Source organism: Sphingopyxis sp. sgz302558 (genome assembly GCF_057220455.1).
Genome location: NZ_JBXPUZ010000002.1, coordinates 45,904 through 57,936 on the forward strand (window position 1 = coordinate 45,904; position 12,033 = coordinate 57,936).

General features: G+C 63.9%; 15 protein-coding genes. 5 read left to right on the forward strand and 10 right to left on the reverse strand.

Translation table 11 applies throughout. From position 1 onward, the window contains the following. Positions 1 to 8 precede the first annotated feature (8 nt). From AC2TC0_RS05490 to AC2TC0_RS05500, 3 genes are all read left to right on the forward strand, one after another. Positions 9 to 458: a DUF2793 domain-containing protein gene (locus AC2TC0_RS05490; RefSeq protein WP_484716514.1), complete on the forward strand. Its 450-nt coding sequence runs from the start codon at positions 9 to 11 to the stop codon at positions 456 to 458. 130 nt (positions 459 to 588) lie between these two features. Then, entirely contained in the window at positions 589 to 1,704 is a 1,116-nt protein-coding gene (locus tag AC2TC0_RS05495) for an OmpA family protein (RefSeq protein ID WP_484716515.1), read from the forward strand. A 275-nt stretch (positions 1,705 to 1,979) separates the two neighbouring features. Then, the gene (locus tag AC2TC0_RS05500; RefSeq protein ID WP_484716516.1) at positions 1,980 to 2,402 is read left to right on the forward strand and encodes an ExbD/TolR family protein; all 423 of its coding nucleotides are present in this window, start codon (positions 1,980 to 1,982) and stop codon (positions 2,400 to 2,402) included. Position 2,403: 1 nt separating this feature from the next. On the opposite strand, the gene AC2TC0_RS05505 is transcribed toward AC2TC0_RS05500, so the two are convergent. The 4 genes from AC2TC0_RS05505 to AC2TC0_RS05520 form a co-directional block, all read right to left on the reverse strand. Further along, positions 2,404 to 2,931, reverse strand: coding sequence for a DUF1993 family protein (locus AC2TC0_RS05505; protein ID WP_484716517.1), 528 nt, complete (start codon positions 2,929 to 2,931; stop codon positions 2,404 to 2,406). 24 nt (positions 2,932 to 2,955) lie between these two features. Continuing rightward, positions 2,956 to 4,746, reverse strand: coding sequence for an ABC transporter transmembrane domain-containing protein (locus tag AC2TC0_RS05510; RefSeq protein WP_484716518.1), 1,791 nt, complete (start codon positions 4,744 to 4,746; stop codon positions 2,956 to 2,958). A 69-nt stretch (positions 4,747 to 4,815) separates the two neighbouring features. Beyond that, positions 4,816 to 5,307 (reverse strand): GNAT family N-acetyltransferase, encoded by a 492-nt coding sequence (locus tag AC2TC0_RS05515; RefSeq protein ID WP_484716519.1) that lies wholly within the window; start codon positions 5,305 to 5,307, stop codon positions 4,816 to 4,818. Between the two features lie 20 nt (positions 5,308 to 5,327). Continuing rightward, positions 5,328 to 5,585, reverse strand: a complete 258-nt coding sequence (locus AC2TC0_RS05520) for a YjhX family toxin (protein WP_484716520.1) — start codon at positions 5,583 to 5,585, stop codon at positions 5,328 to 5,330. A 279-nt stretch (positions 5,586 to 5,864) separates the two neighbouring features. Here AC2TC0_RS05520 and AC2TC0_RS05525 point away from each other — a divergent pair, with 279 nt between their 5' ends. After that, on the forward strand, positions 5,865 to 7,082 hold the full coding sequence (locus AC2TC0_RS05525) for a polyhydroxyalkanoate depolymerase (protein ID WP_484716521.1): 1,218 nt from the start codon (positions 5,865 to 5,867) through the stop codon (positions 7,080 to 7,082). Between the two features lie 5 nt (positions 7,083 to 7,087). On the opposite strand, the gene AC2TC0_RS05530 is transcribed toward AC2TC0_RS05525, so the two are convergent. The 3 genes from AC2TC0_RS05530 to AC2TC0_RS05540 are packed head-to-tail and all read right to left on the reverse strand — an operon-like array spanning position 7,088 to position 8,310. Continuing rightward, on the reverse strand, positions 7,088 to 7,483 hold the full coding sequence (locus AC2TC0_RS05530; protein WP_484716522.1) for a YkvA family protein: 396 nt from the start codon (positions 7,481 to 7,483) through the stop codon (positions 7,088 to 7,090). Positions 7,484 to 7,487: 4 nt separating this feature from the next. Continuing rightward, positions 7,488 to 7,871, reverse strand: a complete 384-nt coding sequence (locus AC2TC0_RS05535; RefSeq protein ID WP_484716523.1) for a nuclear transport factor 2 family protein — start codon at positions 7,869 to 7,871, stop codon at positions 7,488 to 7,490. A 58-nt stretch (positions 7,872 to 7,929) separates the two neighbouring features. After that, positions 7,930 to 8,310: a VOC family protein gene (locus AC2TC0_RS05540; RefSeq protein WP_484716524.1), complete on the reverse strand. Its 381-nt coding sequence runs from the start codon at positions 8,308 to 8,310 to the stop codon at positions 7,930 to 7,932. 186 nt (positions 8,311 to 8,496) lie between these two features. Here AC2TC0_RS05540 and soxR point away from each other — a divergent pair, with 186 nt between their 5' ends. Further along, positions 8,497 to 8,940, forward strand: a complete 444-nt coding sequence (gene soxR, locus AC2TC0_RS05545) for a redox-sensitive transcriptional activator SoxR (protein ID WP_484716525.1) — start codon at positions 8,497 to 8,499, stop codon at positions 8,938 to 8,940. Between the two features lie 65 nt (positions 8,941 to 9,005). Here soxR and AC2TC0_RS05550 read toward each other — a convergent pair whose 3' ends face one another. The 3 genes from AC2TC0_RS05550 to AC2TC0_RS05560 form a co-directional block, all read right to left on the reverse strand. Next, positions 9,006 to 10,187, reverse strand: a complete 1,182-nt coding sequence (locus tag AC2TC0_RS05550) for an acetyl-CoA C-acyltransferase (protein WP_484716526.1) — start codon at positions 10,185 to 10,187, stop codon at positions 9,006 to 9,008. A gap of 118 nt (positions 10,188 to 10,305) precedes the next feature. Continuing rightward, entirely contained in the window at positions 10,306 to 10,764 is a 459-nt protein-coding gene (locus AC2TC0_RS05555) for a MaoC family dehydratase (protein WP_484716527.1), read from the reverse strand. Positions 10,765 to 10,863: 99 nt separating this feature from the next. Next, positions 10,864 to 12,033, reverse strand: coding sequence for a mechanosensitive ion channel family protein (locus tag AC2TC0_RS05560; RefSeq protein ID WP_484716528.1), 1,170 nt, complete (start codon positions 12,031 to 12,033; stop codon positions 10,864 to 10,866).

Consider the following 12,033-nt stretch of genomic DNA (forward strand, 5'->3'; position numbering starts at 1 on the left):
ATTGGGCGATGAGCGAATTGTTGCAGAGTGCGCGTTGGAAGCTGCCGCTGTTGGCGGTGGGCCAGCTGCAAAAGGAAGTGACCCACAATGAGGCGCTGGCGCTGGTCGATGCGCTGATTGCGCCGGTGGTTGAGGCGCTGGACGCGAACGAGCCGCCCGCTGCCGCGCAAATCGGCCAGTGCTGGCTGGTCGGCGCGGCGCCGACGGGCGTGTGGACCGGGGCAGCGCAGCATCTGGCGTGCTGGACCAGCGGCGGGTGGAGGTTGATCGCGCCGCGCACGGGAATGACCGCACGGCTGGCCGGTGGAACAATGTTGCGCTTTGATGGTGACACATGGGCCATGCCGGGAAGCGTGACTGCACCGAGCGGGGGCGCGGTGGTGGATAATGAAGCGCGGGCAGCCATCGCGGCACTTATCACGCAATTACAAGCGCAAGGCTGGCTGGAACAAAACTGAATATCGTTTGTTTTTGACCCTGTGGTGCTGCTTTTGCGCAACAGTTGGGCGATTTGTGCGCTTGCATGCGTCGTCTAGCGCGGTTAGAGGCATCACAGAGATTTGTCTCGCAAACGAAAGGGGAATTCCTATGAGGAAGCTTGTCGCCGCAGTGGCACTGGCCTCCACCGCCCTCGCCACGCCGGCCTTCGCGAAGAAGGACAGCTGGTATGTCGGCGTTGGCGCGGGCGTGATGCTGGTCGAGGACATGGTCATCGACATCAACAACGTCAACGATGCCGGCACACTCAACTATGACACCGGCTATGATCTTGAAGGCGTCATCGGTTACGATTTCGGCGGGTTCCGCGCGGAAGTTGAAGTGGCCTACAAGCTGGCTGCAGGCGAATCGATTGCGGTTCAGGCGCCGGGGATTCCTGGCAATGTGAACGGCACCGGCCCTGTGACTGGTCAGCGCGACACCAATGGCGACGTCAATGTTCTGTCTTTCATGTTGAACGGCATGTTCGATTTCGGCGACGATGACGGCCTGCAGGGCTTTGTCGGCGGCGGCGTGGGCGTGGCCCGCACCGACGTTTCGAGCGTGTTTGCTGCTCGGTGGCTCGACGATTCGGACACCGGCTTTGCCTGGCAGGCGATTGCTGGCGTGCGCGCCCCGATTTCGGACAATTGGGACGTTGGCCTGAAGTATCGCTTCTTTAACGCTGACAGCGTCGGTCTGGTTGACCAGCGCGGTTTCAACGTTGACGGCCGCTACCGTTCGCACTCGCTGCTCGGCACGCTGACCTACAACTTCTGGTCGGCACCGGTTGCGGCACCGCCGCCGCCGCCGCCGCCGGCTCCGCCGCCGCCCCCGCCGCCGCCGCCGGCTCCGCCGCCGCCGCCGCCGCCGGTTGTCTGCGCGCCTGGCCCGTATATCGTGTATTTCGACTGGGATCAGTCGGCCATCACGCCGGAAGCCGCCGCGACGCTCGACAACGCCATCAGCGCCTATAACGCTGGTTGCACGGGCACCAAGGTGATGCTGGCAGGTCACGCCGACCGTTCGGGTCGTCCGGCCTATAACGTCGGCCTGTCGCAGCGCCGCAACGAAGCGGTGCAGGGCTATATGTCCTCGCGCGGCGTCAGCAACTTCGCGGCTGAAGCCTTCGGTGAAAGCCGTCCGGCTGTTGCCACCGCCGATGGCGTGCGCAACGACCAGAACCGCCGCGTGGAAATCACTTACGGTCCGGGTTCGGGCATGTAAGCCAAGATTTCCGCCCGCGAGGGTTTGGAAACAAGAAATGGGGCGGTACCGAAAGGTGCCGCCCTTTTTCGTTGGTTAGATTGCAGGATGGCTGGCCTCGGTTGGCCTCTTGTCGTGTCCAAAATATGATATATTATAGCACAGCCTAGACTGGGCCGTGCGGGCTGTATCGGCGCGTGCGTAGCGGGTGAGGGTTAGTGCGGCGATCCAGCCGGGCCATTGTGCGGCACGGGCGGGTTGTCCGCTACCGCTCGCCCACAACGGGGAGAGCAGCCATGCGCCGCCGCAGCATTTTCCGGACCGATCCCGATGCCAGCCCGATCATCAACACCACACCGCTGATCGACGTGATGCTGGTGATGCTGATCATGTTTGTCATTACCATTCCGCCGCCAACGCACAGCGTGGATGTCGATTTGCCGGTGGACGCGCCGACCGCGGCCAAAATACTCGACAGCAATCTGGTGACCATCGACACGCGTGATGTGATCCGATGGAATGGTGCTCCGGTCGATCTGGCCGAGCTGGGCCTGCTGGTGAAGCAGGCGCAGGGGCAGGCAGAGCCCGCCGCGGTCCTGCTGCAGCCCGACGCGCAGGCGCGCTATTTGCGGGTTGATGAAGCCATTGGCGCGATCCGGCGCAACGGCGCGACGCGGATCGGCTTTCCAGGGATTGCCGAATATGCCTCGCTGATCTGAGTCAGGCGGCCGTGGGCCGCAGATGCTGCATCATATAGGGCACATGATCGGCCTTGCCGATCGGAACTCCGCGCATGCGCAGCAGGGCATAAGCGGCCATGATGTGGAACCAGAATTGCGGCAGCGCCCAGTCGCGGACATAGGCGGTGGCGGGCAGGTCGAACGCCATGCCGTTCGGCAAATCCATGCTGATGATGCGATCGGGATTGGCGTCAAGTTGCGCTGCGTCCACGTCGGCGATGAGAGTCAGCGCGGCTTTGAGCCGGTCACGGTGTGCGGCAATGGTCGCGGTAGCTTCGGGCGGGTCGGCAATGTCGCGCGCAGCGAGGAGGCGGATCGGTCGGAGCAGCTGGTTGACGACAAAGTCGAGCTGCTTGGCCAGCGGAAACATGTCCGGGGCGAGACGGGTATCGAGCAGGTCGGCTTCGGCCACACCGTTTTCGGCGCACCATTCGGCGGCCTTGCCCAGCTGACCAAGCAATGCGCGCGTCTGTTGCGTGAAGACGGGGATAGTCTGAGCGTGGATCATCGCGGTATCCTTAAAGCTTGGGGGCTAGGCGGCTTCCTGAAATTGCAGGCGAGCGAGGCGGGCGTAGAGGCCGTCGGAGGCGACGAGCGCGTCGTGGCGGCCGGCTTCGACGATGCGGCCTTCGTCCAATACGATGATGCGGTCGGCGGCGCGCACGGTGGCGAGGCGGTGCGCGATAACCACGGTGGTGCGGTCGACCATCAGCCGGTCGAGCGCGTCCTGTACCAGCCGCTCGCTTTCGGCATCGAGCGCCGATGTGGCTTCGTCGAGCAGCAGGATCGGTGCCTGGCGCAAGAGCGCGCGGGCGATCGCGATGCGCTGGCGCTGGCCGCCGGACAAGCGCGCGCCACCCTCTCCCATGAAGGTATCGAGCCCGTCGGGCAGCTTGCGCAGAAACTCGGCAGCATTGGCAGCCTCGGCGGCCGCCCAGATGGCGGCATCATCCGCCAGCCAATTGCCGTAACGCAGATTGTCGCGCGCGCTGGATGCGAAAATCACCGTTTCCTGCGGCACCATCGCGATACGCGCGCGAATGTCGGCGGGGTCGGCTTCGGTGAGCGGCACGCCGTCGATGGCGATATGGCCGCTTTGCGGGTCGTAGAAGCGCTGAGCGAGCTGGAACAGCGTCGATTTGCCCGCGCCCGAGGGGCCGACGATGGCGACCGTTTCGCGCGGGACGATGTCGAGCGAAAAATCGTGCAGCGCGGGCATGTCGGGGCGCGTCGGATAGCGGAACTCGACATGGTGGAATGACAGTGTGCCCTGCGGCGGTTCGGGTAGCGTACGCGGGCGCGCCGGGGCGCGAATATCGGGCTCGGCATTCAGGAGTTCGCCGAGACGTTCGGACGCGCCCGCCGCGCGCAGCAGATCGCCCCACACTTCGGTCAGCGCACCGAAGGCGCCTGCGACCAGCCCGCCATAAAGCACGAACGCGCCGATCGTGCCGCCGCTGATGCGGCCTGCCGCGACCTCTTTGGCGCCGTAGAAAAGCAGCGTCGTGATTGCGCCAAACAGCAGCCCGATGACGATCGCTGTCATAATGGCGCGCAAGGCGACACGGCGGCGCGCGGTCAGGAAGCTGGCTTCGACCGCGGTGCTGAAGCGCTCAGCTTCGCGGCTTTCCTGCCCGAAAGCCTGGACAATCTTCATCGCGCCAAATTGTTCGGCGGTCATCGCGCCGATATCGGCGACGCGGTCCTGGCTGGAACGCGAGATATTCTGGAGGCGGCGACCCAGCAGCACAATCGGCATGATGATGATTGGGATCCCCAGCAGCATCGCGCCGGTCAGCTGCGGTGACAGGGTGAAGAGCAGCCCGATGCCGCCCAGCCCCATCACGATATTGCGCAGTGCGACGGACACGGTGGTGCCGACAACCTGTTCGATCACGGCGGTATCGGCAGTCATCCGGCTGGCGATTTCCGACGGGCGGTTTTCCTCAAAATAGGCGGGCGCGAGGCGGAGCAGGTTGCGCTGCACCGCGCTGCGAATGTCGGCGACGACGCGTTCACCGAGCCAGCTGACAAAATAGAAGCGTGTCGCGGTCGCCAGCGCGAGCACCACAACGATCATGTAGAAATAGCGGAAATGCGGCGTGATGTCGCCGCCGCCCGCGACGAAGCCATTGTCGATCATCGCCCGGAACTGCCAAGGGATGGCGAGCGTGGCGGCGGCGGCTACGGACAGCGCAAGCGCGGCCATGGCTATCTTGCCCGGATAAGCGAGCGCGAACCGCCAGATCATGCGGAGGCTGGAGAGCTTGCGCGCCTTGGGAGGTTCAGGGGCAGTGGGGGCAGTCGTTTCGGGCGAACTCATGGGCTTGCCCTAGTGCGCCGACCGCGCCGCCGCAATGGGCGAGCGCGGTCGGCGTCGCGGGTCAGGCCATCATTGGCTGACCGCGATGGGCAGCAGGCCTTTGGTGAAGATGACCTTGTCATCGCCGCTGTCATAGAAATCGGCAATCCGTGCCTCGGCAGCAAAGCCACAGGCGGCGTAGAACCCCCGCGCTTGTGCATAGGCCGAAGTGCCCGAGGTTTCGACAATCAGCAGCCGGACCGCCAATTGGGCGAGCCGCGCCTCAAGGTCGGCCATCATCTGCCGCCCCACGCTTTTGCCCTGACAATCGGGGTCAATGGCCATCATCAACAAGTTCCAGCAGCCGTTGGTGACGGGCTCGGCCCGGGCATAGATTACGCCGATAGCCTGGTCGCCCGCGCGCGCGGTCAGCCACACCGCTTCGGCTTCATCCCCGTCCAGCCATGGGGCCATCATCGGGGGAATCATCGCTGGATCCAGCAGCGCCGTTCGTTCGATGATGCGTTGAATTGCCGAAAGGTCGGCGGCGGCGGCGAGGGTGGTCGAGATTTGGTCGTTCATTATCATGTCCTTGAATGGGTTTAACGATTGTCGAGTTGCGCGCGCACGGCGCCGAGACCCGTTCGCGTGATGCGATAAGGCTTGCCCCCGTGCGATGCGATGAAGCCGCGGCGGCGCAGGCGCTGAAAGATGGCAAGCGTGCCGTCGGTCAGGACATAGCCTTCGCGGGTGAAGCAGGGCGCGGCGATAACGCGCCCGGCAGTGTCGCGCCGGTGGCGAATTTCGCCGCCCTGCGCCAGCGCGTGGAGCACGCGCTGTTCAGCCTTGGAAATATTCATGGGATAACGTCCGGATATGCGTTGCGGGCGCGCGCCGACGCATAGGGCCGGCGGCGTTCAGCCAGTCATCCCCTTAACGCTGGGATGCTTAGCGTTGGCCCGCATTCTCGGACATAAACACTCCGGTGGCGCTGGTTTGCGCCGCTGGTGTCGATAGCCGCAAAGGTCAGTTTGGCGCAAGCAGCGAAAAATGATGCATTGCACAAAAGCGCTGATGGCCTAGACTGCGGCCTTCGCGACGCCTGCGGCAGACGGGCGCGCCGTTAGCAGGACGATGACATGCTTTATCACGCTTTTGAGATGCAGAAGGCCTGGCTTGCGGGGGCGAGCGCCTTTGCCACGGCGGGGGCGCAGGTGCTGAGCCATCCGGCCAATCCCTTTGGCTATATCGGCGGCAGCCCGATGTTTGCTTCGGCCTTGGAGGTGTTCGCGCATGCCTCTGCCCCGCGCGGCAAGCCCAAATTCGGGCTGGACACGACCGAGCTCAATGGCCGGACGGTGCCGGTGCTGGAGCGTATCGAAGAACGCAAGCCGTTCGGGCAGCTGAAGCATTTCATCCACGAGGGCAGCGCGACGGCGCCCAAGCTGTTGATCGTTGCGCCAATGTCGGGCCATTATGCGACGCTGCTGCGCGGCACGGTCGAGCGCATGCTGCCCGGCCATAATGTGTGGATCACCGACTGGCGCGATGCGCGCAATGCGCCGCTGACCGCCGGGGGGTTCGATCTGGAATCCTATATCGATTATGTCATCGAATGGCTGGAGTTCATCGGGCCCGACACGCATGTGCTGGCGGTGTGCCAGCCGTCGGTGCCGGTCTATGCCGCGACCGCGATCATGGGCGCGACCAAGCACCCGTGCCGTCCCAAGACGCTGACGATGATGGGCGGCCCCATCGATACGCGCGAGGCGCCGACCGAGGTCAATAACCACGCCACGACGCGCCCGCACGAATGGTTTGTCAGCAATGTCATCGCCACCGTGCCCGCTTATTACAAGGGCGCGGGGCGGCGGGTGTATCCCGGGTTTCTGCAGCTTGCCGGGTTCATGTCGATGAACCTGGGCAATCATATGATCAGCCATTGGACGATGTTCCGCAATCTGGTCGACGGCGATGGCGAGAGCGCGGACAAGCAGAAGGATTTCTATGACGAATATCGCGCGGTGTGCGACATGACGGCGGAATTTTACCTGCAGACCGTCGATGTCGTGTTCCAGCGCCATTTGCTGCCCAAGGGCGAGTTCAACTATCGCGGCAAGCTGGTTGATCCGGCGGCAATCACCGACACCGCGCTGCTGGCGATCGAAGGCGAGCGCGACGATATTTCAGGGCTGGGCCAGACCAAGGCGGCGTTGACGCTGGCGAAGAAGCTGCCCGCGGCGAAGAAGAAATATCATATGGCCCCGACCGTGGGTCATTATGGCATTTTCAACGGCCGCAAATGGCGCGAGGAAATTGCCCCGGTGCTGGAAGAATGGATCCGCCAGCACGCCTGAACCGTTCAATGCAGCGGTGACGTGCGCACCGCCCAATAGATCAGCCAAAGGGCGAGCGCCCAGAGGATGAGGATGAGCAGCAGGCCAAGGCGGCTGCGCGGGCGTTCGCTCGCGCTTTGGGCCGTGGCAAGATGTTCGGCGTAAAGCGCGTCGGGGATGAGGCGGCGGACCAGCCACACGCCCGCCGGGACCAGCAGCAGATCGTCGAGCCAGCCGAGCACCGGAATGAAATCGGGGATGAGGTCGATGGGCGAGAGCGCATAGGCCGCCACGAGCAAAGCGAGCAGGCGCGCGGCCCAAGGCGTGCGGCTGTCGCGCGCGGCGAGCCACAGCGCATGCGCCGCGACGCCCAGATCGCGCGCCGCATCCGCCGCGCGCTCGGCCAGCGAGGGGCCAGTCATCGCGTCACAGCAGTCCGGTTTGCTGGCGGTAAAGGTGCGTGTCGGCATATTGCTGGAACTTGACGAGCTTGCCCCCGCCATGGGTCCAGACATGGCAGAAGGGGGCGGCAAGCCCGCCATCGCGCCCGCGATAGGTGCCGAAGGCGACCGCGCGGCTTTCACCGAGTGGCTGGACTTCGTCCGGGATGGCGCTGAAGTCCGGGACGTCGGCGGCGATGGGGCCAAAGACATGGCCCGCAACCTCGGCAAAGCCCTTCCACACGCCGCCATAGGGCATGCCGACATTTTCATGCCATTCGATATCGGCAAGCAGCGCCGCCAGCGCAGCCATATCGGCAGCGGCAAACGCATCATAGACGGCGCGTGCGGCGGTTTCGGCTTCAGTCATAGTCCATCCCCTCCAAATTGGTTGGTGGAAGGGTAGGGCGGCAATGGGACAGGGGCAATCATTGATAGCTGACCACTTCCCATTCGATGCCGTCGGGGTCGAAGAAATAGAAACGGCGACCGGGTGCATAGCCGCCGTGCGCAAAGGGCGTGAGGCCCGCCGCGATAACGCGCGCTTCGGTGGCATCGAGATCGTCCACTTCGACGCCGACATGGTTGAGCGGCACGCCCTTGGTCCAGTGGACATCGGCGTGCTCGCCGTCGGGGCCGGTGTAGAAGACGATATAGTCATCCGCGCTGCCGAGGTGAATGGAGAAGCCGCCGCCGAGGGCCGGGCCGCGCCAGCGTTCGTGCCAGCCAAAAATATCGGCGAACATCGCGGCGCTGCGTTCGGGGTTGCTGACGGTCAGATTGACATGTTCGAGGCGGAGAGCGGGCATGGCTTCAGTCCTTCATTGCAGGTGGTGCGAATCGCATTGGGACTTGATGCAAGCTGAAGTCAGGTTTAGGTCAAGGGCGAATTCATCATCCTCGTCATTACGAGGAGCCGAAGGCGACGCGGCAATCCAGCGCTGTGCAAGGCCGCCCTGGATTGCTTCGCTCTGCTCGCAATGACGGAGGAAGATATGCACCGCCGCGACCTTATCACCATTGGCGATCTCGCCGCGCGCACCGGCGTCGCGGTGTCGGCGATCCGCTTTTACGAAGCCAAGGGGCTGGTCGCGGCGCTGCGCACCAGCGGCAACCAGCGGCGCTTTTTGCGCGCCGATATTCGCCGCGTTTCGTTTATTCTGATCGCGCAAGGAATGGGGCTGAGCCTGGAGGAAATCGCCGCCGAACTGGGACGCCTGCCGGGCGAGCGCACGCCTAATGCGGCCGATTGGGCGCGGATCAGCAAATCTTTGCGCGACCGCATAGACGCGCGCATCGCGGCGCTGGAGCGCACGCGGGCGAACCTTGAAGGCTGCATCGGGTGCGGCTGTCTGAGCCTGAAACGCTGTGCGCTGTATAACCCCGGTGACAAGGCGGCGCGCGAGGGGACAGGGCCGAGATTTGCGCCGGTGGGATAGGCCTTCCCTATCGTCACCCTGAAACACGTTTAGGGTGACGAGTTGGGTGAACCATTGTCTAAGCTTTAGAAAACCTCGAACAGCCCCGCCGCGCCCTGGCCGCCGCCGATGCACATGGTGACGACGGCATATTTGACGCCGCGGCGTTTGCCTTCGATGAGCGCGTGGCCGGTGCAGCGGGCGCCGGTCATGCCGAAGGGGTGACCGATCGAGATCGAGCCGCCGTTGACGTTCAAAAGCTCATTGGGGATGCCCAGCCGGTCGCGGCAATAGATGACCTGCACGGCGAAGGCTTCGTTGAGTTCCCACAGGCCGATATCGTCCATCTTAAGATTGAAGCGTTCGAGCAGCTTGGGGATGGCGAACACGGGGCCGATGCCCATTTCGTCGGGCTCGGTGCCGGCGACTGCCATGCCGACATAGCGGCCAAGCGGGGTGAGGCCGCGTTGTTCGGCAACCTTGGCTTCCATGACGACGCAGGAGGAGGATCCGTCGCTTAGCTGGCTGGCGTTGCCGGCGGTGATGCAGTTGCCTTCGCCCATCACAGGTTTCAGACTGGCGAGACCTTCGAGCGTGGTGTCGGGGCGGTTGCAGTCGTCCTTGGTCGCGGTGACTTCGTGATAGGAAACTTCCTTCGTTTCCTTGTCCATCACCGCCATGGTCGCGGTGCAGGCGATGATCTCGTCGTCGAATTTGCCAGCGGCCTGCGCGGCGGCGGTGCGTTGCTGCGATTGCAGGCTATATTCGTCCTGCGCTTCGCGGCTGATATTGTAGCGTTTGGCGACGACTTCGGCGGTGCCGATCATCGGCATATAGATGTGCGGGTGCATTTCGAGCAGCGCGCGGTCGGGTTCGACGAACAATTTGCCGCTGCCGACGCCTTTGGAAATCGTCTCGACACCACCCGCGACGACGATGTCCATATGGTCGGTGATGACCTGCTTGGCGGCGGTGGCGATGGTCATCAGACCCGACGAACATTGGCGGTCGATGGTCATGCCCGGTACGGTGACGGGCAGCCCGGCGCGCAGCGCGGCGAGGCGCGCGACGTTGGTGCCGGTCGAGCCCTGCTGCACCGCGCAGCCCATGATGACATCGTCAACCTCGCCGCCTTCAAGGCCCGCGCGCTCGACGGCGGCCTTGATCGACCAGGCACCGAGCGTGGCGCCGGTGGTGTTGTTGAATGCGCCGCGCGCGGCTTTGACCAGCGGGGTGCGGGCGGTGGAAACGATAACGGCGTCACGCATGGGGAGTCTCCTATATGCTCCCCTCCCGCCTGCGGGAGGGGCTGGGGGTGGGCAATTGAGGTCGGCTCCTTTACTGGCCCACCCCAACCCCTCCCGCAAGCGGGAGGGGCTTAATCAATCAAACGAAAAACTGGCTGATCCATTCGCAGATCAGCGCGGGCTTGTCCTCGCCCTCAATCTCCACACTCACTTCCTGCACCTGTTGCCACTGGCCGGGGCGCTTTTCCTCGAGCTCGAGCAGCTTGAAATGCGCGCGCACGCGCTTCCCCGCGCGGACGGGAGTGAGGAAGCGCAGCTTGTTGCTGCCATAATTGACGCCCATCTTCACGCCGTCAACGCGCGGATTGTCGGATTTTGCGGCAAGGAGCGGCATCAGCGACAGCGTGAGGAAGCCATGCGCGATGGTGCCGCCAAAGGGCGTGGCCTTGGCGCGCTCGACGTCGACATGGATGAACTGGTGATCGCCGGTGGCGTCGGCGAATTTGTTGATCATGTCCTGATCGACCAGCACCCATTCGGACGTGCCAATCTGGATCCCGACCCGAGCGGCCAGTTCCTGCGGCGTGATGCCTGCCATGGTGATTCTTCCCTCCCGAAAATGCTCGTGCGGCGCGGTTCTTGGTCTTTTTCGCGGGGCAGTGCAAGCGCCGGGCGGCGGCTTAGCCGGGCCGTAACGTCACCCGGCCTTACCCCCGTCATCGCCCGCGAGCGACGGGTCGAAGTAGGGCAATATCATCGTCCCGTCGGGTGCGGCGGTGAAGGTCGTTTGGGTGGGATAGGCGAAATCATAACCCTTGTCCTGCATCGCTTCAAACAGCGCAATGCCGATGCGCGTGCGTGCGGCGGCGACGACATTGATATCCTCACTCATCACATCGAACACCAGATCGAAATCCAGGCTGGACGGCGCAAAGGTGACGAAGCTCGCGCGGATGAATTCATGCCCGCTATCGCGCACAATGCCCTCCATCAGCGCGGGCAGCGCGCGCAGCATGGCAGGGCTGGTCTGATAGATAACGCTGATCAGAAATTGTACGCGGCGCCGCTCTTGCCGGGCGAAATTGCCGATTTCCTTGTTCAGCAAATTGGTGTTGCTGATGATCAGCATTTCGCCGTTGATCGAGCGCAGCCGCGTGCTTTTCAGGCCGACGCGCTCAACCGTGGCGACGGTGGTGTCATAGCGGATCGTCTCGCCATTGCTGAACGGGCGGTCGAAGATGATCGACAGCGCGGCAAACAGGTCGGCGAAGATTCCCTGCGCGGCCAAGCCGATGGCAATGCCGCCAATGCCCAGACCCGCGAGCAGGCCGGACACATTCACGCCGATGTTGCTGAGGATGATGATCGCGGCGATTGCGAACAGGGTCACGCTGATCAGCAGGCGGATGATGACCATCGCGTTGGCCAGCGTTTCGTTGCTGCCCTCTGCCGCGCGCCGCTGGATCACGCCGATCAATATGTCGCGCAGCCACGCTGCGCCCTGCAGCGCGAGCGTGGCGGTAAGCAGCACACTGACCAGCCCGCGCACGCTGGCAGGCGGGCTGGTATAGGGGATGGCGACGCACAGGCTGACAATAAGCAGCGGCAATGTCTTGGTGCGGGCGGCGGTGCGCAGGAAAATATCGGGCAGCGTCGCTTCGGTGGGCGGGCGCACCTCGCGCCGCCGCGCCAGCAGGCGGAAACCGTAGAGCAGGCTGAACAAGATGGTTGCAGCAATGGCGGCGCCGCCAATGTCGCCCCAATGCGCTTCGAACCAGTCGGCAATCGCCTGCCAACTGGCGGTTAGGCTGTCCCACACGGTTGCGGCGGGGACGGGTGAGATGGCGGGCAACACGGGCGCGGTCAT

What these genes read in the sequence shown, in the direction of transcription:
- AC2TC0_RS05490 (WP_484716514.1), top strand. Translation starts at nt 9, where the DNA reads ATGAGCGAATTGTTGCAGAGTGCGCGTTGGAAGCTGCCGCTGTTGGCG.
- AC2TC0_RS05495 (WP_484716515.1), top strand. Translation starts at nt 589, where the DNA reads ATGAGGAAGCTTGTCGCCGCAGTGGCACTGGCCTCCACCGCCCTCGCC.
- AC2TC0_RS05500 (WP_484716516.1), top strand. Translation starts at nt 1,980, where the DNA reads ATGCGCCGCCGCAGCATTTTCCGGACCGATCCCGATGCCAGCCCGATC.
- AC2TC0_RS05505 (WP_484716517.1), bottom strand. Translation starts at nt 2,931, where the DNA reads ATGATCCACGCTCAGACTATCCCCGTCTTCACGCAACAGACGCGCGCA.
- AC2TC0_RS05510 (WP_484716518.1), bottom strand. Translation starts at nt 4,746, where the DNA reads ATGAGTTCGCCCGAAACGACTGCCCCCACTGCCCCTGAACCTCCCAAG.
- AC2TC0_RS05515 (WP_484716519.1), bottom strand. Translation starts at nt 5,307, where the DNA reads ATGAACGACCAAATCTCGACCACCCTCGCCGCCGCCGCCGACCTTTCG.
- AC2TC0_RS05520 (WP_484716520.1), bottom strand. Translation starts at nt 5,585, where the DNA reads ATGAATATTTCCAAGGCTGAACAGCGCGTGCTCCACGCGCTGGCGCAG.
- AC2TC0_RS05525 (WP_484716521.1), top strand. Translation starts at nt 5,865, where the DNA reads ATGCTTTATCACGCTTTTGAGATGCAGAAGGCCTGGCTTGCGGGGGCG.
- AC2TC0_RS05530 (WP_484716522.1), bottom strand. Translation starts at nt 7,483, where the DNA reads ATGACTGGCCCCTCGCTGGCCGAGCGCGCGGCGGATGCGGCGCGCGAT.
- AC2TC0_RS05535 (WP_484716523.1), bottom strand. Translation starts at nt 7,871, where the DNA reads ATGACTGAAGCCGAAACCGCCGCACGCGCCGTCTATGATGCGTTTGCC.
- AC2TC0_RS05540 (WP_484716524.1), bottom strand. Translation starts at nt 8,310, where the DNA reads ATGCCCGCTCTCCGCCTCGAACATGTCAATCTGACCGTCAGCAACCCC.
- soxR (WP_484716525.1), top strand. Translation starts at nt 8,497, where the DNA reads ATGCACCGCCGCGACCTTATCACCATTGGCGATCTCGCCGCGCGCACC.
- AC2TC0_RS05550 (WP_484716526.1), bottom strand. Translation starts at nt 10,187, where the DNA reads ATGCGTGACGCCGTTATCGTTTCCACCGCCCGCACCCCGCTGGTCAAA.
- AC2TC0_RS05555 (WP_484716527.1), bottom strand. Translation starts at nt 10,764, where the DNA reads ATGGCAGGCATCACGCCGCAGGAACTGGCCGCTCGGGTCGGGATCCAG.
- AC2TC0_RS05560 (WP_484716528.1), bottom strand. Translation starts at nt 12,033, where the DNA reads ATGACCGCGCCCGTGTTGCCCGCCATCTCACCCGTCCCCGCCGCAACC.